The following is a 23,194-nucleotide window of genomic DNA, read 5'->3' on the forward strand; positions in this document are numbered from 1 at the left end:
CAGGGCCGGGGTCAAGGGCGGGGGGCGCAGCCCAGGACGTGGGACTTGACCAGGTCGCCGATGCGGGGATCGCGATGGCGGAAGGCTTCGAGGACGGCCTCGTGCTCCTCCGCGTAGGACTCCTGCACCGTGCCCAGCCAGCGGATGGAGAGCGCCGTCCACACCTCGATGCCCAGCGACTCCCAGGTGTGCAGCAGCACGCTGTTCCCGGAGGCGCGCACCAGCTCCCGGTGGAAGGCGACGGTGTGCCGGACCTGGGCCTCGCCGTCGCCCTTGCGGTCGGCCTCGTACAGGGCGTCGACATGGGGCGCCAAGCGGGAGACGTCGCCCGCGAGGTGGGGGGCGGCCAGCTCCGCGGCGATCTGCTCCAGTCCGGCGCGGACTGGGTAGATCTCCTCCAGGTCGGCGGCCGACAGCTCACGTACCCGTACGCCCTTGTTCGGCGCCGACTCGATCAGCCGCAGCGCCTCCAGCTCACGCAGCGCCTCCCGTACGGGCGTCTGGCTGACCTTGAGCTCCACCGCGATGCGTCGCTCCACGATGCGTTCCCCCGGCTTCCAGCGCCCGCTGACGATCCCTCCGACGATGTGCTCGCGGATCTGTTCACGCAGCGAATGGATGACGGGTGGGGTCATGCGCATGCTCCTCCGGGCCGGTTGGTCTCTCGACGATACGGCGACGACCCCCGCCCGGAAGGATCCGAAGCGGGGGTCGTCGTGCCTGCTGGGTGGTCCCTACAGGCCGAGCTCGCCCTCGAACTCGCCTGCTTCGAGACGCGTCTTCAGGTCTCCCAGGTAGCGGGCCGCGTCCGCGCCGTCGACCAGCTGGTGGTCGTAGGACAGGGTCAGGTAGACCATGTCGCGGACGGCGATGGTCTCGCCCAGCTCCGGGTGGTCGATGACCACCGGACGCCGCACGGTGGCGCCGATGCCCAGCTCAGCGACCTGCGGGTAGTTCACGATCACCGTGTCGAACAGCGCACCGCGGGAACCGGTGTTGCTGATCGTGAACGTGCCGCCGGACATGTCGTCCGGGCTCAGGCCGCCGCTGCGGACCTTCTTCGCCAGGTCGGCGGTCTTGCGGGCGATGCCCGCCAGGTTGAGGTTTCCGGCCTCCTTGATGACCGGGACCATCAGGCCCTTCTCCGAGTCCACCGCGATGCCGACGTTCTCGACATCGTGGTAGGTGACCGTGCCGTCGTCGTTGATCTTGGCGTTGACGGACGGGTTCGTCTTCAGCGCCTCGGCGGCGGCCTGCACGAAGAACGGCATCGGGGAGAGCTTGACGCCCTCCCGCGCGAGGAATGCCTCCTTCGCCCGGGCGCGCAGCTTCATGACCCGGGTGACGTCCACCTCGATCACGGTGGACAGCTGCGCCTGGCTGTGCAGCGCCCGCATCATGTTCTCGCCGATGACCTTGCGGATGCGGGGCATCTTGATGGTCTGCCCACGCAGCGGCGACGGCTCCGCCTTGGCAGCCGGGGCCCGCTTCGGGGCGGCTGCGGCCGGTGCGGGCGCCTGGGCGGCTGCCCGCTTGGCGGCCTCGGCGGCCTCCACGACGTCCTGCTTGCGGATCCGGCCACCGACGCCGGTGCCCTTGACGTCCGCCAGCCGCACACCCTGCTCGGCCGCGAGCTTGCGGACGAGGGGGGTGACGTACGCGCCGTCACCGGTGCCGGGGGGCTCCGTTGCGGCGGGTGCGCTGGGCTGCGCGCTGGGGGCGGGTGCGCTGGGTGCGGCGGGTGCGCTCGGGGCCGGAGCAGGAGCAGGAGCCGGGGCGGGAGCAGGAGCCGGGGCGGGTGCCTGGGTGGGCTCGGCCGGGGCCGGGGCGGGAGCCGCCGCCGGAGCGGCGGCACCGGTGCCGATCACGGCCAGCTTGGCGCCGACCTCCGCCGTCTCGTCCTCGCCCACCACGATCTCCTGCAGGGTGCCGGAGGCGGGGGCGGGGATCTCGGTGTCCACCTTGTCGGTCGAGACCTCCAGCAGCGGCTCGTCGGCCTCGACCGACTCGCCGACCGCCTTGAGCCAGCGGGTGACGGTGCCCTCGGTGACGGACTCGCCCAGTGCGGGCAGTACGACATCGGTGCCCCCCGAGGCGCCACCGGTGGGGGCGGCCTCGGGCTGAGCCGGCTGAGCAGGCTCTGTGGGCTGGGCGGGCTGCTCTGCGGCTGCCGGCGCCGGGGCGGGTGCCGCGGGCTGGGCCGCGGCCTGAGGTGCGGGCTCCGGCTGGGCCGCGGCTGGGGCCTGAGGCGCGGGCTCCGGCTGGGCCGCGGCCTCCGGCTGGGCCGGTGCCGGGGCGCCGCTGCCGTCATCGATGACGGCCAGCTCGGCGCCGACCTCCACGGTCTCGTCCTCGGCCACCTTGATGGAGGCCAGGGTGCCCGCCGCGGGGGCGGGGATCTCGGTGTCTACCTTGTCGGTCGAGACCTCGAGCAACGGCTCGTCGGCCTCGACATGCTCACCCTCGGCTTTGAGCCAACGGGTGACGGTGCCCTCGGTCACGCTCTCGCCGAGCGCCGGCAGGGTTACGGAAACCGCCATGGCTTCTGTTGCTCCTTACGAATGTGCGGATGCGGTCGCGCCCGGGTGAATGTCAGTCGTGTGAGTGCAGGGGCTTGCCCGCGAGGGCCAGGTGGGCCTCGCCGAGCGCCTCGTTCTGCGTCGGGTGGGCATGGATGAGCTGCGCGACCTCTGCCGGCAGCGCTTCCCAGTTGTAGATCAGCTGGGCTTCGCCCACCTGCTCACCGATCCGGTCACCGACCATGTGGACGCCGACCACGGCACCGTCACGGACCTGGACGAGCTTGATCTCGCCCGCGGTCTTCAGAATCCTGCTCCTGCCGTTCCCGGCGAGGTTGTACTTGAGGGTCACGACCTTGTCCGCGCCGTAGAGCTCCTTGGCCCTCTCCTCGGAGACACCCACCGACGCCACCTCGGGGTGGCAGTACGTCACCCGCGGCACGCCGTCGTAGTCAACCGGCACGGGGCTGAGCCCGGCCAGGCGCTCGGCGACCAGGATGCCCTCGGCGAAGCCGACGTGCGCGAGCTGGAGGGTGGGGATGAGGTCGCCGACCGCGGAGATCGTCGGCACGTTGGTGCGGCAGTACTCGTCGGCCACCACGAAGCCGCGGTCGATGGCGACCCCGGCCTCCTCGTACCCCAGCCCCTGCGAGACCGGGCCGCGGCCGATGGCCACGAGCAGCACCTCGGCCTCGTAGGTCTTGCCGTTGGCCAGCGAGACCTTGACACCGCCGTCGGTGTACTCGGCCTTCTCGAAGAAGGAGCCCAGCGAGAAGCCGATACCGCGCTTGCGGAAGGCGCGCTCCAGCAGCTTGGAGCTGTTCTCGTCCTCGGCGGGCACCAGGTGGGGGAGACCCTCCACGATGGTGACGTCCGTACCGAAGGACTTCCAGGCGGAGGCGAACTCGACCCCGATCACGCCGCCGCCCAGGATGATCGCGGACTGGGGCACCCGGTCCATGACCAGCGCGTGGTCGGACGAGATGATGCGGTTGCCGTCGATCTCCAGACCGGGCAGCGACTTCGGCACGGAGCCCGTCGCCAGCAGGATGTGCCGGCCTTCGTAGCGCTGGCCGTTCACCTCGATGGAGGTGGGGGAGGAGAGCCTGCCCTCGCCCTCCACATAGGTGACCTTGCGGCTGGCCACCAGGCCCTGGAGCCCCTTGTACAGCCCGGCGACGACGCCGTCCTTGTACTTGTGGACCCCGGCGATGTCGATGCCCTCGAAGGTCGCCTTGACGCCGAATTCTTCGCTCTCACGGGCTTGGTCGGCGATTTCACCCGCGTGCAGCAGTGCCTTGGTGGGGATACATCCGTTGTGCAGACAGGTGCCGCCGAGCTTGTTCTTCTCGATCAGGGCGACGTCCAGACCCAGCTGAGCGGCACGCAGGGCAGCGGCATAACCGCCACTGCCGCCACCGAGGATCACTAGGTCGAAAACGGTGCTGGCGTCGTTCGCCACGTCACGTCCTCCATGCATGGGTGCGCCAAGACCGGTCTCGACCGGCCGGGGCGGCTGTACGTTCGGCCGCTTGTGTGTGTCGGCCCTGGACTCGACTTCGGTGGAAGTCGCGGGGCCCCTGTCCTGCCGAGGATCCATCTTGTCACTTGTTGGCCGAAGACGGGACGCGGGGCCGGGTCAAGCAGACGTACGGCCCCGTTCGCCGGGAGCGATCGGGGCCGGGCCGGCTTCGTCGGAGAGCGGGCGGGATCTGGTGCGTGCGCTCGCAACGCCGCGAGCAGGGGGCCTCCCCAGGCCCGCAGGGCCGAGGGGACGCGTGCCAGATCCCGCGCCCGCTCAGCCCAGATCGCCTGCGGCGGTGCGCTCGGCCAGCCCCAGCAGGGTGCGTACGGCCGCGCCGGTGCCGCCCTTCGGGGTGTAGCCGAAGGGGCTGCCCTCGTTGAAGCCCGGACCGGCGATGTCCAGGTGGGCCCAGGTGGTGCCCTCCGCGACGAACTCCTCCAGGAAGAGGCCCGCGACCAGGCCGCCGCCCATCCGCTCGCCCATGTTGGCGAGGTCGGCGATGGGCGAGTCCATGCCCTTGCGCAGGTGCTGCGGGGCGGGCATCGGCCAGGACGCCTCGCCGGCCTCGCCCGCGATCTCGTGCATGGTGGCGCGGAAGGCGTCGTCGTTCGCCATGATGCCGAAGGTGCGGTTGCCCAGTGCCATCACCATGGCGCCGGTGAGGGTGGCGACGTCCACGAGCGCGTCCGGCGACTCCTCACAGGCGCGGGCAAGCGCGTCGGCCAGCACCAGACGGCCTTCGGCGTCGGTGTTCAGCACCTCGACGGTCTTGCCGCTGTACATGCTCAGCACGTCGCCGGGGCGGGTGGCGGCACCGGAGGGCATGTTCTCGGCGAGCGCCAGCCAGCCGGTGACATTGACGGGCAGGCCCAGCCGCGCGCTGGCGACGACCGCGCCGAAGACGGCCGCGGCGCCCGCCATGTCGCACTTCATCGTCTCGTTGTGACCGGCGGGCTTGAGCGAGATGCCGCCCGAGTCGTAGGTGATGCCCTTGCCGACGAAGGCGAGCGACTTCTTCGCCTTGGGGTGCGTGTAGGTGAGCCGCACCAGCCGGGGCGGGCTGTCCGAGCCCTGGCCGACGCCCAGGATGCCGCCGTAGCCGCCCTTGGCGAGCGCCTTCTCATCCAGCACCTCGACCTTGAGGCCGTGCTCCTTGGCCGCCGCCTGGACGTGCGCGGCGAAGGTCTTCGGGTTCAGAGCGTTGGGGGGCAGGTTCACCAGGTCGCGTGCGCGGCGCACCTCGGCGGCCAGCACCTCGGCACGGTCGGCCGCGGCCTTGTGGTCCTTGTCACGGGGCTTCGCGCCGAGCAGTGCGATCTCCGCGAGCGGGGCGCTGCCGTCCTTCTTGCTCTTCTTGTTCTTGCCGGGCTTGCCGTCCTTGCCGGCGGTGGCGTCCTTGGCGGACGCGTCGTTCTTGTCCGTCCCCCGGTACGAGGTGAACGCGTACGCGCCCAGCAGCGCGCCCTCGGCCACCGCCGCCACCGTCTCCGGTCCGCCGAGCGGCAGCGCGAAGCCCGCCTTCTTGGTGCCGGTCAGCGCGCGGGCGGCGGCACCGGCCGCGCGGCGCAGCGTCTCCGGCTCGTAGTCCGCGTTCTTCTTCGGGACGTCACCCAGCCCGACCACCAGCACGACCGGCGCCTTGAGACCGCTGGACGGGGCGGGCAGCTTGGTGAGCTCGCCCTCGCCGGTGCTCGCGTCGAGGGCGTCCAGGGTGGCGGCCAGCTTCCCGCCGAACGCCTTGTCCACGGCCTCGCCGCCCGGGGCGACGACGAGTCCCTTGGCGCCCTGGGCGACGCCGACGACGACGGCGTCCGCGCGCAGCGTCGCGGCGGACGAGGTGCTGAGAGTCAGAGCAGACACGGTGGAAGGGACCTGCTTTCGTTTGTGGAGCCGTCTGGGTGTGCACGGCCTTGGACACTTCGGGCATCGTATGCCCGTCTGTGCCCGTGTTTTTCGGCGACCCTACGCCTCCGCGCCCGCCGCGCGCGATGCCCGTCGGGGGGTCAGCCCAGCGCAAGAACGACAAGGACGCCGGTGGTTGCCGTTTCCGACAGTGCGCCGAACACGTCACCGGTCACCCCGCCGAAGCGTCGTCGGCAGTGCCGCAGCAGGAGTTCACCGGCGGCGAGCGCCAGGACGGCCGCGGCGGCCGCCAGCACCGGCCCGTACGGTGCACGCACCGTGCCCGCTCCCGCGGCCAGCAGGACGACGGCCGCCGCGGTCGCACCGGCGGCCCGTACGCCGACGACTCCGGCGACGGCCGCGCCCAGCCCCTGTGGCCGTGCCGCCGGTACGCCGGCGCGGGCGGCGAGAGTGAGGGCGGCGCGGGAGACGAGTCCGGCGACGGCCGCCGCCGCGGCACCGGTGGCCCAGTCGCGGGCGTACAGCTCGCTCAGCGCGGCGACTTGCGCCAGCAGGACGAGGACGAGGGTCAGCACGCCGAAGGGGCCGATGTCGGACTGCTTCATGATCCGCAGCGCGTCGTCGGCGGGCTTACCGCTGCCGAGCCCGTCGGCGACGTCCGCGAGCCCGTCCAGATGCAGCCCTCGGGTCAGTGCGGCGGGCACGGCGACCGCGGCGACGGCGGCGAGCAGCGGGCCCGCACCGAGCAGCAGAAGTACGGCGCCGAGCGTGCCGGCCGCCAGACCCACCACGGCGCCCGCGAGCGGGGCGCACACCATGCCGCGCCGGGCGGCGGGCCGGTCCCACCGGGTCAGCGCCACCGGCAGCGCGGTGAGGGTGCCGAAGGCGAAGCGCAGTCCGTCACCCAGTGTCGCCGCGCCGCGGGCAGCCGCGTCCGTGCTCTCCGTCCGTTCCATGGGCGAGGAGGCTACCCGTGACCGGCCGACCGGCCGACCCGTGACGGGCGACGGGTGCCGGGTCACGGATGGCTGCGGCAGTGGGACGGGGAGGCGGTCAGGTCGCGTCGAGGGCGCTCGGGGTGTCAGAGGTGCCGGTGCCGGTGCCGGTGGCGTCCGGGTCGGTGTCGTCGGCCGGGTCCGGTTCGGTGACCTCGGGCAGTTCCGCCGCGAGTTCCGCCGCCGCCCGTACCAGCGGGAGTGCGAGCAGCGCGCCGGTGCCCTCGCCTGCCGAGACGTGGTGGTCGGCAAGCGGCTCCAGCGCCATCCGGTCCAGGGCCTTGGCCTGGGCCGGTTCGCCGGTCGACTGTCCGGCGAGCCACCAGTCCGGGGCGCGGAACGCGACGCGCTGCGCGACGAGGGCGCACGCCGCGGAGACGACGCCGTCCAGGATGACCGGCGTACGGCGCACCGCGCACTGGAGCAGAAAGCCGGTGAGCGCCGTGAGGTCGGCACCGGCGACGGCGGCGAGCAGCCGGAGCTGGTCGCCCTGCGCGGGGCGGGCGCGGCGCAGCCCGTCCCGGATGGCCGCGCACTTGCGCATCCACACCAGATCGTCGATCCCGCCGCCGCCCCTGCCGGTGACCACCGACGCGTCGGTGCCGCAGAGGGCGGCGATCAGGGTGCCCGCGGCCGTCGTGCCGCCGACGGACAGGTCACCGAGCACGATCAGATCCGTGCCGCCGTCGGCCTCCTCGTCGGCGACGGCCATACCAGCCCGGAAGGCCTGCTCCGTCTCGTCGGCGGTGAGGCTGTCCTCCGTGTCGAGCCGGCCTGAGGAGCGGCGCACCCGGTGCCGGGTGACCTCGGCGGGCAGTTCACCGGCCGGGCAGTCGACCGACATGTCGACGACGCGCAGCGGTACGCCGAACTCGCGGGCCAGGATCGCCGCGGGGCTGTGGCCGTCGAGCGTCGCCCGTACGAGGGTGTGCGCCGTGCCCGCCGGGCGGGCCGAGACACCGAGCCCGGCAACGCCGTGGTCGCCCGCGAAGAGGACCATCCGGGGACTGCGGACCGGCTTCACCGGCACCTGGGCCTGGGCGGCCGCCAGCCACTCGCCGAGCTCGTCGAGCCGCCCGAGCGCACCGGGCGGCAGGCCGGTCCTGAGCCGCCGTTCCTCGGCGTCCCGGCGGATGCCGCTGTGCGGGCGCTCGATGAGATCGTCGAAGTCGTCCAGATTCAGGCTGCCGTCACGCATGCCGCGAAGGTTACGTCACCCCGTCACCCGGTCGCGCGCGGTGGGGCCGCACTTCCGCACTCCCGCTCCGCCCACCGCACTTAGGGAATTGTTCCGCACTTCCGTGTGCCCGCTCCGGCGCATCGGTGAGGCTGGGCGGGACCGGCGGCGCGCCGGAGCGACGACGCCCCGGGCGCACGCTTTCACCACGGTAGGTACGCGGATCGGGGAGCAGAAGCATGCCAGGGACGCACTGTGCGGTATCGGCCTGCCCGAAGAACCGGAGCTGCGGCGGGCCACCCATGGAAGAGCGCGGGAAGCTGTGCGCGGACTGCCGCGCACGGGTCCGGACCCAACTGGGGGACCTGCCCTTCCTCTACGGTGAATGCGCTCCCGCGCTCGCCCGCTCTTCGGCGGGCAACACCACCAGGGTGAGCGGTACCCGTGGCGTTCCCTCACCCGTCGGCGACGCGGGTCTCGCGGTCCGTTCGCGGATGCTCAGCGCCCTCGCCTCCTGGTCCGGGCTGGCGGCCCGCGCGCTCGGCGTCGAAGAGCCGCAACGGAGCGATGTGGCGAGCCTCTCGGGATTTCTCACCAGACATCTGGACTGGCTCGCCGGACACCGGAGCGCCGCCGGCATCGCCGCCGAACTGGCGGAGTTGACGCGGGACGGATACCGGGCGGCCGACCCCGACAGCGCCTCGCCGGAGCCCTCGCTGGAACTGGGGCTCTGCGTGCATCCCGGCTGCCGAAGCAAGCTCTCGGTGCCAGCCGCGGGTGACGGTGCGGCGGCCCGGCCGCCACGGGTGTGCTGTGGGGCGGGGCATGCGTGGGAGCCGCAGCAGTGGCTGGTGCTGGCCCGGGGGATGCGGCAGCGGGGAGGGGCCGGTACCCGGTGACGAGTGGGGCGTCGGGCGGTACGGCGGGGGGTCGTACGGGTGCGGGGCGGCGTACGGGTGCGGGGCGGCGTACGGATGTGGGGCGGCGCACGGTTCCCACGGAGTTGGCCGCCGTGGCGGCAGGGGTTTCCGAGGCGACGATTCGCAAGTGGGCGAGTCGTGGGCGCATTACGCGGTACGGGAGCGCGCGGCGGGCGCGGTATGACCTTGAGGAGCTCATCGAGATAGTGGCGCGGCGGTAGGTGGGTGCGGTGGGGGTCTTGCCCCTGGCCCGCCCTTTCACCGTTTCTTGTCCTCAATCGCCGGACGGGCTGTGGGGGTGCGCCGAGTGGTGGGGTGGTCCTCAATCGCCGGACGGGCTGGAGGCGCGCCGGACCGGCTGGAGGTGGGTCAGCTGGGGTGGGGGTGCGCCGGACCGGCTGGAGGTGGGCCAGCTGGATGGGGGCGCGCCGGATGGGATGTGTGCGGGGCCGGGTGGGGGTGCGCCGGGCCGGCTGGGGCGCGCCGGACGCGCCGGACGGGCCGGAGGGGCGCCGGGGCGGGTGCGGGTGGCTCGGGTGGGGCAGGGGCGGCCCGCGGCCCCGGCAGCAGGGCCGCGGGGTGTGGGTCAGGTCAGTAATGCCGTGAGGTGGGAGACCGCCTCCGGGGGGCTCGGCATGGTGCGCATTTCGGCCGAGACCTCCTCGCTCACCTTTCGGTAGGAGGGCGTCGAGAGCACCGCGCGCAGGGCGCCGGATGCCTCGTCGCCGGTCAGGCCCACGGGGTCCAGCGTCAGCCCGGCGCCGCGCTGCTCGGTGACCTGGGAGTTGGTCAGCGCGTCCCCCTTGGTGGTCGGCAGGCACACCTGCGGCAGTCCGGCGGCGAGTGCGGCGAACATCGTGCCCATCCCGCCGTGGTGGACGACGGCGTCGCAGGTCGGCAGCAGCGTGCTCAGCGGTACGAAGTCCACCGGCCGGACGTGTTCCGGCAGTGGACCCAGCAGTGCGGGCAGGTCCGCGCCGCCGGAGGTCACCAGCACCTCGACCTCCAGGTCGGCCGTGGCCGTCATCAGGGTGGACAGCAGTTCGCGCTGGCCGCTGTGTTCGGGGACGGACCCCATGGTCACGACGATGCGCGGTCTGTCCTCGTCCAGTGCCCAGCCGGGGATCTCACCGCCGCCGTTGTACGGGCTGGGGTACATGGGCACCAGGGGCGGGGCCGTCCCGTCGTCCTCGGGCGCGGTCGGGTTGATCTTCTCCAGCGAGTCCGGGCCCAGGCTGAGTTCGGCGTCCGGGTGCCTCGGCAGCTCCGTGACGCCGTACCGTCGCGCCGCGGCGGCGAATCGTTCCTCCGGCCAGGGGAAGACGGGGTGCCGCAGCCCGATGCCGTGCAGCACGGCACCGCAGCCGGCCGCCCGTGCGGCGAGCAGCGCGGCGGGCAGCATCGGTGGGTAGACCACGGCGTCGGCCCGCCACTCGCGGGCGGTCTCCACCAGCCCGTCCAGCATCAGTTCGCCGATGGTGCCGAAGGCGCTGAAGAGCAGACGCTCTGTCTCCTGGACGGAGAGGTCCGTCCCTCCGGCCGTCGCGGCGAGCTCGGCGTAGGGCTGGGTGAGGTCCGCGCCGGGCGCGACGTCGACGGCCGGGAGCCCCGCCCCGACCCCCGCCCGCAGGGCCGGTCCGCCGGCGGCGAACAGCACTTGGTGCCCGGCCAGCTGCGCAGCGTACGCCAGCGGCACCATCGGGGTGGTGTGGGAGAAGCCGGGTGTCGTGGTGAACAGGTACCGCATGGTCATCACTTCCTTGTCGTCAGCCGGGCCGCTCAGCCGGCCAGTTCGGTGAGCCGGGACACGACCTCGGTCGGGCTGGGCATGGCCGCCATCTCGGCGGCGACCTCCGCGCTCGCGGTCCGGTAGGACGGGGTCGAGAGCAGGGTCCGCAGCGTCGTGGCCAGGCCGTCCGGCGTGAGGTCGGACGGGTATACGGTCAGGCCCGCCCCGCGCTGCTCGGTGACGTCGTGGGCGGCGGGCGATCCGCCGCTGGGCGGCACGGTGATCTGCGGCGTGCCGGTGGCGAAGGCGGTGGACATGGTGCCCATGCCGCCGTGGTGGATCACGGCGTCGCAGGTGGGGAGCAGCTCGCTCAGCGGTATCCAGCCGACGAGCCGTACGTGCTCGGGCAACGGGTCGGGCAGTGCTGACAGTTCGGCGTCCCCGGCGGTGATGATCAGCTCGACGCCCAGCTCTGCGGTGCCGTGCACGATGTCGGTCAGCAGGAAGCCTTCGCCGCTGGTGCTCGGTGCCGAGCCCATGGTGGCGACGACGCGCGGGCGCCGGCCCTCGCGCAGTGCCCAGGCTGGCAGTTGGGCGGACCCGTTGTACGGACGCGGCCGCATCGGCAGCACCTGGACGACCGCCTCGTCCTCGCCGGGCGCGTCGTTGAGCGCCTCCAGTGAGTCGGGGCTGATGTTGACCTCGGCGTCCGGGTGCGTCGGCGGCCCGTCCAGGCCCAGCCGCTTCGCGGTCGCGCCCATCCGCGTCATCGCCCAGTAGGTGGGGTGCCGCAGGCCGACGCCGTGCACGATGCCCGGCACGCCGAGTGCGCGGGCCACGATCAGCCCGGGGGCGAGGCCGGGCTCGAAGACGATCGCCTCGGCGCGCCAGTCGCGGGCGACCCGGGCGATTCCGTCCGCCATCCGGTCACCGATCTCCGCGTATCCGTCGACCATGAGTGCCATCAGGGCCTCGTCGGGAAGTCCCGGCTCCAGGATGTCCGTCATCAGCTTGTCGTAGCGTTCCCCGGTGCCCTGCCCGGCGGCGATGTCGACGACGGGCAGGCCGGACTCGGCGGCCGGGCGTACGACCGAACCGCTGGTGGCGACCAGCACCTGGTGGCCTGCCAGACGGACGGCTCGGATCAGCGGGACCATCGGGTACAGGTGTGAGCGGCCAGGCAACATCGTGAACAGAAATCGCACGGCTCCTCCTCTCGTTGTCACTTCTCTGGGTGGCTCTCGGCTGCGGGTTCGCCGGCCGGGCGTTTCAGGGGCTCCCACCACGCGCGGTTCTCGCGGTACCAGCGGACGGTGTCCGCCAGGCCCTTGCCGAAGGGGACACGGGGCGCGTAGCCCAGTTCGGCGGCGCTCTTGGAGATGTCGACCGAGTAGCGGCGGTCGTGCCCCTTGCGGTCGGCAACCGGACGTACGGCGGACCAGTCGGCGCCGCACAGGTCGAGCACCCGGGCGGTCAGCTCACGGTTCGTCAGCTCCACGCCACCGCCGAGGTGGTAGACCTCACCGGCACGACCGTGCTGCGCGGCCAGGGCGATGCCGCGGCAGTGGTCGTCCACGTGCAGCCACTCCCGGACGTTGCCGCCGTCCCCGTAGAGCGGAACCGGCAGGCCGTCCAGCAGGTTCGAGACGAACAGCGGCAGCAGCTTCTCCGGATACTGGTAGGGGCCGTAGTTGTTGGAGCAGCGGGTGACGCACACGTCCATCCGGTGGGTGCGGTGGTAGGCCAGCGCCAGCAGGTCGGAAGCGGCCTTGGCGGCGGCGTAGGGCGAGTTGGGCGCCAGCGGGTGGTCCTCGGGCCAGGAACCCTTGTCGATGGAGCCGTAGACCTCGTCGGTGGAGACATGGACGAACCGGCCGACGCCTGCCGCCAGCGCGGCATCGAGCAGCGTGTGGGTGCCCAGCACATTCGTCCGTACGAAGCGCCCGGCGTCGTCGATCGACCGGTCCACGTGGGACTCGGCAGCGAAGTGCACGATCAGGTCCGTGCCGCGTGCAAGCTCCGCCACCAGCGGGGCGTCGCCGATGTCGCCGTGCACGAACTCCAGCCGCGGATGGTCCGCCACGGGCGCGAGGTTCTCCCGGTTTCCCGCGTAGGTCAGCTTGTCCAGGACCACGGCGCGGGAGCCGGCCAGCGCCGGGTAGGCACCGCCCAGCAGTTCCCTGGTGAAGTGGGAGCCGATGAAGCCCGCTCCGCCGGTCACCAGCACACGCGTCGGGGCGCTCACCGGGCCGCCACCTTCATTCCGCGGGCCGCGACGTCCAGCAGGTAGCTGCCGTATGCGGAACTCGCCATTTCATGGCCGAGCCGCCGGCATTCCTCGGCGCTGATGAAGCCCATGTGCAGCGCGATCTCCTCGATACAGGCGATCCATTCGCCCTGCCGCTGCTCCAGCAGCTGCACGTACTGGCCGGCCTGGAGCAGCGCGTCGTGGGTGCCCATGTCGAGCCAGGCGAATCCCCGCCCCAACTGGGTGAGCCGCGCCCGCTTCTGCTCCACGTACACCTTGTTGACGTCGGTGATCTCCAGTTCACCGCGCGCGGACGGCACGATGTTCTCGGCGATGTCCACCACGTCGTTGTCGTAGAGGTAGAGCCCGGTGACGGCGAGGTTCGAGCGGGGCGTTTCGGGCTTCTCCTCGATCGAGAGCAGCCTTCCCGAGTCGTCCACCTCGCCCACGCCGTAGCGCTGCGGGTCCTTCACCGGATAGCCGAACAGTGCGCAGCCGTCCAGGTTCTTCACGCTTTCCTGTAGCAGGCTGGAGAATCCGGGCCCGTGGAACATGTTGTCCCCGAGGGTGAGTGCCACCTGGTCGTCGCCGATGAAATCGGCGCCTATGAGCAGCGCCTCGGCTATTCCGTTCGGTTTCTCCTGCTCTCCGTAGGCGATATGGATGCCGATGCGTGAGCCGTCTCCGAGCAGGGAGTGGAACATCTCGGTGTGCCGGTCGTCGGAGATGATGAGGATGTCCCGTACTCCGGCCAGCATGAGAACGGAAAGCGGGTAGTAGATCATGGGCTTGTCGTAGACGGGCAGCAGCTGTTTCGACAGCGTGCCGGTCAGCGGGCGAAGACGGGTACCGCTTCCCCCGGCGAGGATGATTCCCTTCAACGGACACCCTCCGGCCGGAGCTGTCCGCCTGCCGCCTCGTCGAGTTCGCGGCACCGCCCGTACTCGGGCAGCAGGCCCTGGCGCCGGGCTTCGGCGAGGGTCGGCGCCGCACGGTCGCGGCTGGACAGGATCGGTTCGACGTCCTCGGGCAGGGGCAGACGCAGCTCCGGGTCCAGTGGGGAGACGGCCAGTTCGTGCTCCGCCACATAGCCTCCGGAGAGCATGTAGGACATGACCGTGTCGTCCTCGAGGGCCACGAAGGCGTGCCCCACTCCGGTGGGGAAGTACATCGCACGGAAGTCGCGCTGATCCATCCGGACGGCGTCCCACTGTCCGAAGGTGGGTGAGCCGACCCGGATGTCGACGACGATGTCCAGGGCTTCACCGCGGGCGCAGTAGACGTACTTGGAGTTTCCCGGAGGCGTCACGGTGAAGTGCAGTCCGCGCACCACGCCGCGCTGCGACGTGCTGTGGTTGGTCTGCGCGACGCGGAACAGCGGTGTGCCGTTCGCGGTGCTGAACGCCTCCCCCTGGAACGGCGAGACGAACAGGCCGCGCTCGTCCGGGAAGACCTTCGGCGTGAATTCCAGCGCACCCTCGACTGCGAGTTTTCGGGCTTCCATCGGATCTCCCTTTCTCGGTCTTCTCTGCTTCTCACAGCGCTGCCAGCACCTCGCATACGGCGCTGATCACCTTTTCCTGCCGGTCCGCCTGAAGCGCGGGGTACATGGGGAGCGAGAAGATCTCGCCCGCGAGTTTCCCGGTGACCGGGAAGTCGTCCGGCCCGTAGCCGAGATGTGCGAATCCGGACATGGTGTGCACCGGCCACGGATAGCTGATGTTCAGCTGGATTCCGTATGCTTTGAGCGCCTCGATGATGTCGTCGCGGCGCGGATGTCGGACCACGTAGACGTAGTAGACGTGCTCGTTTCCCGGCACCGTCGCGGGGAGCGTGAGTCCGGTGTCCCCCAGCCCTTCGGCATAGCGTTCCGCGACGGCGCGGCGTCCCGCGGTGTAGGCGTCGAGCCGGGTGAGCTTGCGGCGCAGGATTTCGGCGTGCACCTCGTCCAGCCGGCTGTTGTGGGCCGGTGTGGAGACGGTGTAGTACTGCTTTTCCATGCCGTAGTAGCGCAGCTGGCGCAGTTTCGCCTCGACCTCGTCGGTGGAGGTGAGGACCGCGCCGCCGTCCCCGTAGGCCCCGAGCACCTTGGTGGGGTAGAAGGAGAACGCGGCGGCGTCGCCCATGGTCCCGGCGATCGCGTCGCCGTGCCGTGCGCCGTGTGCCTGTGCGCAGTCCTCCAGGATGGACAGGCCGTGTTCGGCCGCGAGCTCCCGCAGGGGCGCCATGTCCACGCACTGTCCGTAGAGGTGCACCGGCAGCAGGCACTTGGTGCGGCTGGTGATCGCCGCGGCCACCTGGGCGGTGTCCATCAGGAAGTCGTCCTCGCGCACATCGACGAAGACGGGGGTGGCACCGGTCGAGTGGACGGCGATCACCGTGGGCGCCGCGGTGTTCGACACGGTGATCACTTCGTCGCCGGGGCCGACGTCCAGTGCCTGGAGCCCGAGCTTGACGGCGTTGGTGCCGTTGTCCACGCCCACGCAGTGGGCCGCTCCGTGGTAGGCGGCGAACTCCTCCTCGAATCCGCGCACGCTGCTCCCGAGGACCAACTGGCCGGAGCGGAAGACGGTGTCGACGGCTTCGAGGATCTCCGCCCGCTCGTTCTCGTACTCCGCGAGGTAGTCCCATACCCGAGTGGTCATGCGTGCTCCTTCGATGTGTGTGGTGTGTCGTCAGACGGGACTGGGCGAGGGCGGCCCGGCCATGTCCCCCACGGTCCGGACCACCCCGTTGTGGATCGATACGCGCGGACGCCAGCCGGTCGCCGCGCGGAACTTCGAGGAGTTGATGGTCACGCTCCGGAAGTCCGTCACCGGGGCGTGCGCGGGCGGGGGGACGGAGACCACCGGCACCGGCGGTGCACCGGTGCGCTCGGAGACGGCCTGGGCGATCGTCCGGAAGACGTCGCCGAGCGGGTCGCCGCGGCCCGCGCCGATCGGCCAGTGCCCGCCGATCAGCTCCTCGGGGTGGTCGAGGGCCGAGAGGAACGCGCTCGCCACGTCGTCGATATGGACCAGGTCGCGCCGCACCGTGCCGTCGTGCCACATGGTGAGCTCCTGGCCGCCCAGCGCACGACGGACCATGGCGCTCACCACGCCGCGGTCGGAGACCCCCGGCACGGCGGGCTGTCCGAAGACCGTCGGCAGCCGCAGGCTGATCCCGCGGACGACACCTTCGGCCGTCGCCGCCAGCAGGGCACGCTCGGCGGCGAGCTTCTGGCGGTCGTACGCGGTCTCCGGCGCGTCCCGCTCCGTGCCGTCCAGCGGCCGCTCGGGCGGCACGCCGACCTGGGAGGCCGCTCCGCTGTAGAGGACGAGCGGCGGCGGCTGGCCGCCGGGACGATTCCGCAGGACGTCGACGAGGTCCCGCATGACGCCCACGTTCACCCGCTCGCTGCCGGGGTCCTCCTCGGCGGCCCGCCAGCCGCCGCTGCACAGCAGCAGATGGATCACCGCGTCCGAACCCTCGACCGCCGCGGCGAGGGCGTCCCGGTCGGTCAGGTCCGCCGTACGGATCTCGACCCGGGCCCCGCGGCTCAGCGGGACGGTGCTGCGGCCGCGTGCCACCGCGCGCAGCCGGATGTCCCGGCGGGCGAGCGCCGCGGTGACCGCGGAGCCGATGAACCCGGAGGCGCCGAGCACCGTGATCAGCGGTACTGAAGGTCTCGGAGTGGCTGAAGTGGCTGTCATTCTGTGGATCTCCTGTCGTCTCGTGGGACCCGACCGGCTACGACGCCGACGCCGACGCCGACGCCGTGAGCGTGTGCAGGCAGGCCAGCAGGCTGCGCGCCTGCACATTGAGGTAGTGGCTGTGCCGCAGCAGTCCGGTGAGCTGGTGGACCGTCATCCAGCGGTAGCCGGGATGCTCCGGCCGCTCGTCGGTCTCGACGATCAGATGACGGTTGCTGACGTGATGGAAGCGACCGCCCTCGTCGGAGAGCATGGTGTCGAACAGGACAGAGCGGCGGCCGCCCCCGGGACCGGCACCCAGCACCAGGTCGAGGAACGGCGGCCGTGCCTCGGCGGGCAGTTCGGTGTAGTTCTCCGGCGTGCACTGCACGGTGGGCGCGAGCTCCGCGACATCCCGCAGACCCGGTTCGACCCGCAGCTGCATCAGCGCGTGCAGTACGCCGTCGAAGCGGGTGACGAGGAGCGCGAGCAGACCCGGCGCGGGGGCGGCGATCATGGGCTGGCTCCACCGCCCGACCTCGCGCCCCGCCGCTTCCACCCGTACGCCGATCACCTCGAAGAAGCGGCCGCTGCGGTGGGAAATGCCGTCGGGACCGCGCCGCCACTGCGTCAGTTCGGACAACGGGACGCTCTCGACCTCGACCTGGGCCCGGGTGCGTCCCTCGGTGATCCAGCTCAGCAGCTGCGAAGTCCGGTGCAGACTGCCCTCGTCCGCGTCGCACGAGCGCAGCAGCGCCGCGGCGAGACCGCCGCGACCAGGAGCGAACCGCTCCAGCAGCCGGGGTGCGGCGAACGGCAGACAGGACAGGACGGTGCGCGCGTCCATGTTGACCAGGTCGTCACCGGCCAGCAGCCGATGAATCTGGGCGAGCGTCAGCCAGTGGAATCCGTCCAGCACCTCGACGTCCTCGCCGGTCTCCACGACGATGTTCCGGTTGTGTTTCCGCAGGAACCACGCGCCCTGCTCCGACTGCCGCACATCGGCGAGCACACGGTCCGGCGGGGCCTTCCGGAAATACTCCAGGTACGGAACGGCCTTGCCGCGGTGTACGCCGGTGTAATTGCTCCGGGTCGCCTGCACAGTGGGGGAGAGCTGCAGTCCGTCACGGTTTCCCGGCTCCGCCTTCAGCTGCACCAGGAAATGCGCTATCCCGTCGAAGTCCTTCATCAGCATTCCGAGAACGCCCACCTCGGGCTGATGGATGATCGGCTGATCCCATGCCGGCACCGCGGCTCCGGCAACCCGCACCGAAATACCCTCGACGGCGAAGAACCTGCCGCTCCGGTGGCGGACCGCGTCCTCGTCCGGGCTGGTCCGCCAGTCCGCCAGACTCGTCAGCGGCACACGTTCGGCGTGCGTGTAGATACGGTCCTGCGCGGCTTCGCGCGCACGGTGGAAAGCGGATACGTCTGTGGCGGCAGGTCCGGTGGCGAGCACGGATTCGGCGATACGGGCGGCGCTGACGTGCTCGGACCCGGCCGGTGACCGCAGTGGACGAAGAAAGTCAGATCTCATGTGTTCCTCTCGGACCGCTCGCGCGGGGAAACGACTGGAAGCCGCGACGAGGCGCCCCGTCAAAGAGGGGGGCCGCATCAGGAAAGGGACGGAATCGGCGGTCCCGGGAAAGAGGACGCCGTGCCGGGGGCGAATCAGCGCACACCTCGGCCGCCGAATTAGCGTGACACGCAGGGAGCGGCAAGTCAACCACTCCCGGAATCCGGGCGGTTGTGCGAAATTCCGTCCGGCTGCGCCCATGACAAATGTAATGGGTCGCCGGCGGAAAAAACTCATGGGAAGGCATGGGTGGCGAGGAGAGGATTTCCTGCTGTCCTGTCCATGGCCTCTCTCCGTTCTCGCTTCTAGAGTGGCGATGCCCTTGAGAGATCTCTTTGGCAGGGGCTCGTGGGAGGGGGATCCATGACGCGTACACAGGGAATCGCCGTGCGGCGGGACGGCCGGGGGCCGACGGGGCCGGCAGGGCCGGCAGGGCTGATGGGGCCTGCGGGCGCGGCAGGGCCGGTGAGCCGGGGCAGACCGGGGGCGGCTTCGCTCCGCCGGTTCTGCCGCAGGCTGGAGGGCCAGTTCACCCGTGCCGAGCCTCGCGAGCACGCGTACGCCTATCTCTGCTCGCTGTTGTCGCAGACCACCGGCACGCCGACGGGCTGGGCGGACGGGCGCAACCGGCTGCTGACGACCACCCGTTGGGATGAGGACCAGGTGCGCGACATGGTCCGTGACGTGGTGGTGGAACATCTGGGCTCTCCGGATGCCGTACTCGTGCTCGCCGAGGAGGGATTCGTCAAGAAGGGCGACCACTCGGCCGGGGTGGAGCGCCAGTACTGTGCCTCCACCGGCCGGGCCGACAACTACCAGATCGGCCTCTTCCTGCTGTACGCCGACAGCCCCGGAACGGTCTCCGTGATCGACCGCGAGCTGTTGCTGCCGTCCTCCTGGCGGGAGGGGACGCCACGCTGCGAACGGGCAGGCATCCCTCCGGGGCTCCACCGGGGCGACCGGGGTGAACCGGCCGCGGCCATGGTGGAACGGGCCCTCGACGCGGGCGTCCCCGCCCGCTGGGTGGTGACCGACACGCCCGGCTTTGGTGACAGCCCGCGACTGCGTGCGGCGCTGGAAGCACGGCGGATGCCGTACGTGCTCTCCAGCGCGGAGAGTGCCTCCTTTGGGCGCACGGCCGGGATCGACGGGTTCGAACGCTGGCGGGTGGCCCGCTGGGACGGCGGCTCCTACGTGTGCTTCGCCCCGCGCGGCACCGAATGCGGGGCACTTCGCGAGGCGATGGGCCGGGCCGCCCTGGCCGCGCCCTGTCTGGCCGCGGCCCGCCGCGAGGCGGCGCTGGACCGCTACGCGGTGCGGCAGTGGCGGGCCTGGTACCGGCACATGACACTCGCGATGTTCGCCCACGCCTTCCTCACGGTGGGACGCGGCGGCCAGCTCTGGCAGCGCGGCACGGGGCGGACCCATCCGGTGCGCGGCGGAACGGTCGGCGCGAGTGCGTACGCCCTGCCCTTCACCGACGCGTCGTTCCTTGCGGGCCTCGCCGGCGTGCGCGGTGTGGGTGCCGCCGCGCGGCGTTCAGATCCAGCCCGCCTGCGCGGCCTGGCGGCAGGCGGTGGCCCTGTTGCTCACACCGAGCTTGCGGATGGCTGAGGAGATGTGATTGCGGACGGTGCCCTCGCTCACGTTGACCTCGTCGGCGACGTCCCTGACCGGGCGGCCGTCCTCCAGGCACCGGAGGATCTGGACCTCGCGGGGGGTGAGCGGGTTGTGTCCGGCGGACAGCGCGTCGGTGGCCAGCTCCTGGTCGATGTACCGGCCGCCGCCGTGTACCTCGCGGATCACCCGCACCAGTTTGTCGGCCGAGGTCTCCTTGGTGAGGAAGCCGCGCACTCCGGATCCGAGCGCCCGCTGCACCTCGCCGGGGCGGCCGTGGCTGGTGAGGACGACCACCGGGAAGCCGGTGCGCTCGCGGTGCAGTTCCTCGGCGACTTCGAGCCCGGTCATCCCCGGCATCGTGAGGTCGAGGACGACGAGGTCCGCCCGGTGACTCTCGATCAGTTCCCTTACCCGGTCCCCGCGGCCGGTGCTCGCGACGACGTCGATGGCAGCCTCCAGTCCGAGCAGGGCGGTGAGGGCCTCCCTGGTGATCGCCTCGTCCTCGGCGATGACGACCCTGATCACACTGGCCTCGATCATGCGGACCTCGCCTCCGACAGGTAGAGGGGAACGGCGGTCTCGACGCAGTAGGTGTCCTCGGGGCCGAAGCCGCAGGACAGCTTGCCGCCCACGGCACCCATTCGCTCCTCGAGCCCGGCCAGGCCGTTCCCGCCGCCGTGGCTCTCCCGCCGGGCGCCGTCGTTGGTCACCCGGAGCCACGCGCGGCACTCGTCGCTCCAGAGGGTCAGCGTGCAGTTCTCCGCGGCGCTGTGCTGGAGGATGTTCGTGCTCGCCTCACGCAGCATCCAGGCGAACGCCTCCTGGACGTGCCGCGGCAGCGTCCGCCGAGAGGTGTCGGAGACGGTGACACGCACCCCGGCCGTCTCGAGTGCGGCGCGTAGGCCTTCGATCTCACCGGCCACGGTGGTCATCTGGTAACCGCGCACCACCTCCCGGATGTCCGAGATGGAGCGACGGGAGAGATCGGATACCGACTCGACCTCGCTGCGGGCGCGCTCCGGCTGCTCGTTGCTGAGGAGGCGGACCGCCAGTTCACTCTTCAGGGTGATGACCGAGAGGCTGTGCCCGAAGATGTCGTGCAGGTCGCGGGCGAAGCGTGTGCGTTCCTCCAGTACGGCTGAGGAGGTGACGCGTGCGCAGGTGTCGAGGACGTTGCGGTAGGCCGCCCCGAGCGCGCCGACAGAGAAATAGAGGAAAACGACCCCGGTGCCGCCCATGGCGAGGCTGGCGACTTCTTCGAGAGCGGCGCCTTCGGCCAGCAGGACGGCGGAGCAGAGGGTAAGCAGCGCGGTGTTGAGCGGCACCGCCAGTTTTGCCGTGAGAGACAGCGAGATCAGTCCCGCGAAGGGAATGGAAAGATTCACCCAGTAGCCGCCGAGAAGCACGGCGAGGGCGATTGCCATGGCACCGCAGGTAAAGAGGCTGATCGGTCGTGCGCAGCGCCCCAAGGAGCCGCGGACCGCATCCCAGCTGGCGCGGTAGTAGGCGTAGAAGAAGAGAGGCGTGCCGCCCAGCGCGAGTAGCAGATGGGCCAGCGGCGGTTCGTTCTGAAACCAGATGGCTTTCCCGTAGAACCCTACGGCGAGACCGACGAAGAGGCCGATCCCCAGAATGACGGATCCGGTCAGGCGGGATATGGCGTCAGCGGATCTCAAGCCATCGCTTTTCCCTAAAAGTGGCATACATCCCCCCATGCATCCACGGTAAAGCTTGGGCCAAGACTAGCACAGGAAGATTCCGCCTGATTGGTCTTTTATACCTGTATGGAGTGCTATCGTCCGGAGGCCGGGCCCGGCCGCACGGAAGGTGCCCGGATGCGTGGGATCACGCCTCCGGGCACCTTCGCTCGCCGTGTGTCCGAGGTCAGCCGCGTCCGCCCTTCCGGTCACCCGCCACGTGCTTCTTGACGAAGTCGTAGGCGCGCTCTGAGACCTGTTCACCGATCTTCTGGCCCGCGGTGATCGAGTCCTGGAAGTGGACTCCGCCCCACATGCGGCTCTGCCCGCAGTCGTCGACGTACTTGTCCCAGCTGTTCCAGCGCAGTGTGGTGTCCTTCGCGGGCACCACCCCGGGCTCTCCCTCCGAACTCCCCTTCTCGACGGGGAATTCCACCCTCATCCTGTCCGTGCCGGAGTACTGCTTCCCGACACTGCCGGCCGCCGCGCAGATGCTGGCCGTCGCCGACGGGTACTCCGGGTGGTCCGCGGTCGCCAGGTACGAGCGCCACTGGTCGGCCGGCAGGTCGTCGACCGTCCCCTCGCCGGCTCCGCCCCAGGCGGTGACCGGACGCTTGCCGTACAGGTGGCCGATCGCGCTGAACGGACGGACGCTGTCGAACTTCGCCTTGTAGTGCCACACGGCGATCGCGGTGTCGAACGTCGCGATATGGATGCTGAACGCCGACTCGACCAGCTCCTGGACGCTCCCGCCCGAGTCGTCGACGGGGAAGCCCTCGCCGAGGAAGAGCAGCTTGTCGTCGAAGAACTCCGCCTTCAGCTTCTTCTCGTCGTTCAGCTCGGCGGAGACCTCCAGCACCTCGTTTGCCTGCCGCTTGTAGGCCCTGCGGTTGTGGTGGTTGCTGGCCTTCGGCGGCTTGACGTCGAACATCGCCGGGTTGTCGAAGGTGTACGCGTCCACCCGGCCCATCTGGGGCGTCACGAACCGCTGGGCGGTGTAGATCCCGTTGTCCTCGGTGCTGATGTCGGGCTGCCAGCGAGACGGGTCTCGCAGCCTGTCCGGCGTGTTCTTCGGCTGGTAGCCCGTGTAGTCCCGGTAGGGCTTCCGGTGGTACTTCCGGCCGCCCTCGTTGCCGAGCTGGTTCATGCCGTCGTTCTCGCGGGCCCTGACGACGGCCTTCCCGGCGAGATTGCCCAGTCCGACGGGCGAGGTCTTGTCCGTGCTCGCGTCGTCCGGGTCGAGACCGACCGAGGTCAGCATCTCGCGCCACACCTCGGAGTGCTTCGGAAGCAGGCTGTTGAGCGTGTGGTAGGAGGAGTAGAGAATCGCGGTGTTCAGCTTCTTCTCGGTTCTGCTCTCACTCGCGGGCCGACGGCCCAGATCCGAGTGAACGCCCTTTGCGGTCTTGTGGTACGGCGCGATGGCGTCGAACCAGCCGTTCTCCAGAACGGTGACGATGCGCAGGACGATGGTGGCGTCCATCGCACCCGGAGATATGTCCTCGCGCACGACCTGGTGAACTGTCGGGTAGACGATTTCCAGCGGGGAGTTACCCGTCTCGAAATCGAATTCCTGCGATGCCGTCCCGTGCTTGCCCGGAACATCATCGCGCTGCCCCTCGGCCACCGCGTATCCTGTGCTCGTCACCGTGAG

General features: G+C 70.9%; 19 protein-coding genes. 2 read left to right on the forward strand and 17 right to left on the reverse strand.

Annotated elements, in window-relative coordinates:
• Nucleotides 1-11 precede the first annotated feature (11 nt).
• From LHJ74_RS25730 to LHJ74_RS25755, 6 genes are all read right to left on the reverse strand, one after another.
• The gene (locus LHJ74_RS25730) at nt 12-635 is read right to left on the reverse strand and encodes a GntR family transcriptional regulator (RefSeq protein ID WP_260220613.1); all 624 of its coding nucleotides are present in this window, start codon (nt 633-635) and stop codon (nt 12-14) included.
• Nucleotides 636-734: 99 nt separating this feature from the next.
• On the reverse strand, nt 735-2,540 hold the full coding sequence (gene sucB / locus LHJ74_RS25735) for a 2-oxoglutarate dehydrogenase, E2 component, dihydrolipoamide succinyltransferase (protein ID WP_260220614.1): 1,806 nt from the start codon (nt 2,538-2,540) through the stop codon (nt 735-737).
• A 52-nt stretch (nt 2,541-2,592) separates the two neighbouring features.
• A complete protein-coding gene (lpdA, locus tag LHJ74_RS25740; protein WP_260220615.1) occupies nt 2,593-3,981 on the reverse strand; it encodes a dihydrolipoyl dehydrogenase in 1,389 nt (462 codons plus the stop codon).
• A 336-nt stretch (nt 3,982-4,317) separates the two neighbouring features.
• The gene (locus LHJ74_RS25745) at nt 4,318-5,904 is read right to left on the reverse strand and encodes a leucyl aminopeptidase (protein WP_260220616.1); all 1,587 of its coding nucleotides are present in this window, start codon (nt 5,902-5,904) and stop codon (nt 4,318-4,320) included.
• 143 nt (nt 5,905-6,047) lie between these two features.
• Nucleotides 6,048-6,863 (reverse strand): adenosylcobinamide-GDP ribazoletransferase, encoded by an 816-nt coding sequence (locus LHJ74_RS25750; protein ID WP_260220617.1) that lies wholly within the window; start codon nt 6,861-6,863, stop codon nt 6,048-6,050.
• A gap of 97 nt (nt 6,864-6,960) precedes the next feature.
• On the reverse strand, nt 6,961-8,100 hold the full coding sequence (locus LHJ74_RS25755; protein ID WP_260220618.1) for a nicotinate-nucleotide--dimethylbenzimidazole phosphoribosyltransferase: 1,140 nt from the start codon (nt 8,098-8,100) through the stop codon (nt 6,961-6,963).
• Nucleotides 8,101-8,381: 281 nt separating this feature from the next.
• On the opposite strand from LHJ74_RS25755, the gene LHJ74_RS25760 reads away from it, so the two are divergent.
• Nucleotides 8,382-8,978, forward strand: a complete 597-nt coding sequence (locus LHJ74_RS25760) for a hypothetical protein (protein ID WP_260220619.1) — start codon at nt 8,382-8,384, stop codon at nt 8,976-8,978.
• 607 nt (nt 8,979-9,585) lie between these two features.
• Here the strand turns inward: LHJ74_RS25760 and LHJ74_RS25765 are convergent.
• Genes LHJ74_RS25765 through LHJ74_RS25800 form a run of 8 tightly spaced genes read right to left on the reverse strand, consistent with a single transcriptional unit; the run spans nt 9,586 to nt 18,184 of the window.
• The gene (locus tag LHJ74_RS25765) at nt 9,586-10,752 is read right to left on the reverse strand and encodes a nucleotide disphospho-sugar-binding domain-containing protein (RefSeq protein WP_260220620.1); all 1,167 of its coding nucleotides are present in this window, start codon (nt 10,750-10,752) and stop codon (nt 9,586-9,588) included.
• 26 nt (nt 10,753-10,778) lie between these two features.
• Entirely contained in the window at nt 10,779-11,933 is a 1,155-nt protein-coding gene (locus LHJ74_RS25770; protein WP_260220621.1) for a nucleotide disphospho-sugar-binding domain-containing protein, read from the reverse strand.
• A gap of 17 nt (nt 11,934-11,950) precedes the next feature.
• Nucleotides 11,951-12,973, reverse strand: a complete 1,023-nt coding sequence (gene rfbB / locus LHJ74_RS25775; RefSeq protein WP_260220622.1) for a dTDP-glucose 4,6-dehydratase — start codon at nt 12,971-12,973, stop codon at nt 11,951-11,953.
• The gene (gene rfbA / locus LHJ74_RS25780) at nt 12,970-13,857 is read right to left on the reverse strand and encodes a glucose-1-phosphate thymidylyltransferase RfbA (RefSeq protein ID WP_260220623.1); all 888 of its coding nucleotides are present in this window, start codon (nt 13,855-13,857) and stop codon (nt 12,970-12,972) included. Before rfbA ends, rfbB begins: the two co-directional genes overlap by 4 nt.
• A complete protein-coding gene (locus LHJ74_RS25785; RefSeq protein WP_260220624.1) occupies nt 13,854-14,480 on the reverse strand; it encodes a dTDP-4-dehydrorhamnose 3,5-epimerase family protein in 627 nt (208 codons plus the stop codon). The genes rfbA and LHJ74_RS25785 overlap by 4 nt, the downstream gene beginning before the upstream one ends.
• Before the next feature lie 31 nt (nt 14,481-14,511).
• Entirely contained in the window at nt 14,512-15,621 is a 1,110-nt protein-coding gene (locus LHJ74_RS25790; RefSeq protein ID WP_260220625.1) for a DegT/DnrJ/EryC1/StrS family aminotransferase, read from the reverse strand.
• Nucleotides 15,622-15,651: 30 nt separating this feature from the next.
• A complete protein-coding gene (locus LHJ74_RS25795; protein ID WP_260220626.1) occupies nt 15,652-16,668 on the reverse strand; it encodes an NAD-dependent epimerase/dehydratase family protein in 1,017 nt (338 codons plus the stop codon).
• 37 nt (nt 16,669-16,705) lie between these two features.
• Nucleotides 16,706-18,184: an NDP-hexose 2,3-dehydratase family protein gene (locus LHJ74_RS25800; RefSeq protein WP_260220627.1), complete on the reverse strand. Its 1,479-nt coding sequence runs from the start codon at nt 18,182-18,184 to the stop codon at nt 16,706-16,708.
• 402 nt (nt 18,185-18,586) lie between these two features.
• Between LHJ74_RS25800 and LHJ74_RS25805 the strand changes: the two genes are divergently transcribed.
• A complete protein-coding gene (locus tag LHJ74_RS25805; protein ID WP_260220628.1) occupies nt 18,587-19,837 on the forward strand; it encodes an IS701 family transposase in 1,251 nt (416 codons plus the stop codon).
• Here the strand turns inward: LHJ74_RS25805 and LHJ74_RS25810 are convergent.
• From LHJ74_RS25810 to LHJ74_RS25820, 3 genes are all read right to left on the reverse strand, one after another.
• Complete coding sequence (locus tag LHJ74_RS25810; RefSeq protein ID WP_260220629.1) at nt 19,763-20,383, reverse strand: response regulator transcription factor; 621 nt, start codon at nt 20,381-20,383, stop codon at nt 19,763-19,765. The two genes, LHJ74_RS25805 and LHJ74_RS25810, sit on opposite strands and share 75 nt — an antisense overlap.
• Complete coding sequence (locus LHJ74_RS25815) at nt 20,380-21,519, reverse strand: sensor histidine kinase (RefSeq protein WP_260220630.1); 1,140 nt, start codon at nt 21,517-21,519, stop codon at nt 20,380-20,382. The genes LHJ74_RS25810 and LHJ74_RS25815 overlap by 4 nt, the downstream gene beginning before the upstream one ends.
• Before the next feature lie 208 nt (nt 21,520-21,727).
• Nucleotides 21,728-23,188 (reverse strand): vanadium-dependent haloperoxidase, encoded by a 1,461-nt coding sequence (locus LHJ74_RS25820; protein WP_260220631.1) that lies wholly within the window; start codon nt 23,186-23,188, stop codon nt 21,728-21,730.
• Nucleotides 23,189-23,194: the final 6 nt, after the last annotated feature.

Source organism: Streptomyces gossypii, from assembly GCF_025165795.1.
GTDB lineage: Bacteria > Actinomycetota > Actinomycetes > Streptomycetales > Streptomycetaceae > Streptomyces > Streptomyces gossypii.

Excerpts from the sequence above, each read along its gene's own strand:
- LHJ74_RS25730 (WP_260220613.1), bottom strand. The coding sequence starts at position 635 with ATGACCCCACCCGTCATCCATTCGCTGCGTGAACAGATCCGCGAGCAC.
- sucB (WP_260220614.1), bottom strand. The coding sequence starts at position 2,540 with ATGGCGGTTTCCGTAACCCTGCCGGCGCTCGGCGAGAGCGTGACCGAG.
- LHJ74_RS25750 (WP_260220617.1), bottom strand. The coding sequence starts at position 6,863 with ATGGAACGGACGGAGAGCACGGACGCGGCTGCCCGCGGCGCGGCGACA.
- LHJ74_RS25755 (WP_260220618.1), bottom strand. The coding sequence starts at position 8,100 with ATGCGTGACGGCAGCCTGAATCTGGACGACTTCGACGATCTCATCGAG.
- LHJ74_RS25760 (WP_260220619.1), top strand. The coding sequence starts at position 8,382 with ATGGAAGAGCGCGGGAAGCTGTGCGCGGACTGCCGCGCACGGGTCCGG.
- LHJ74_RS25765 (WP_260220620.1), bottom strand. The coding sequence starts at position 10,752 with ATGACCATGCGGTACCTGTTCACCACGACACCCGGCTTCTCCCACACC.
- LHJ74_RS25785 (WP_260220624.1), bottom strand. The coding sequence starts at position 14,480 with ATGGAAGCCCGAAAACTCGCAGTCGAGGGTGCGCTGGAATTCACGCCG.
- LHJ74_RS25790 (WP_260220625.1), bottom strand. The coding sequence starts at position 15,621 with ATGACCACTCGGGTATGGGACTACCTCGCGGAGTACGAGAACGAGCGG.
- LHJ74_RS25795 (WP_260220626.1), bottom strand. The coding sequence starts at position 16,668 with ATGACAGCCACTTCAGCCACTCCGAGACCTTCAGTACCGCTGATCACG.
- LHJ74_RS25800 (WP_260220627.1), bottom strand. The coding sequence starts at position 18,184 with ATGAGATCTGACTTTCTTCGTCCACTGCGGTCACCGGCCGGGTCCGAG.
- LHJ74_RS25805 (WP_260220628.1), top strand. The coding sequence starts at position 18,587 with ATGACGCGTACACAGGGAATCGCCGTGCGGCGGGACGGCCGGGGGCCG.
- LHJ74_RS25810 (WP_260220629.1), bottom strand. The coding sequence starts at position 20,383 with ATGATCGAGGCCAGTGTGATCAGGGTCGTCATCGCCGAGGACGAGGCG.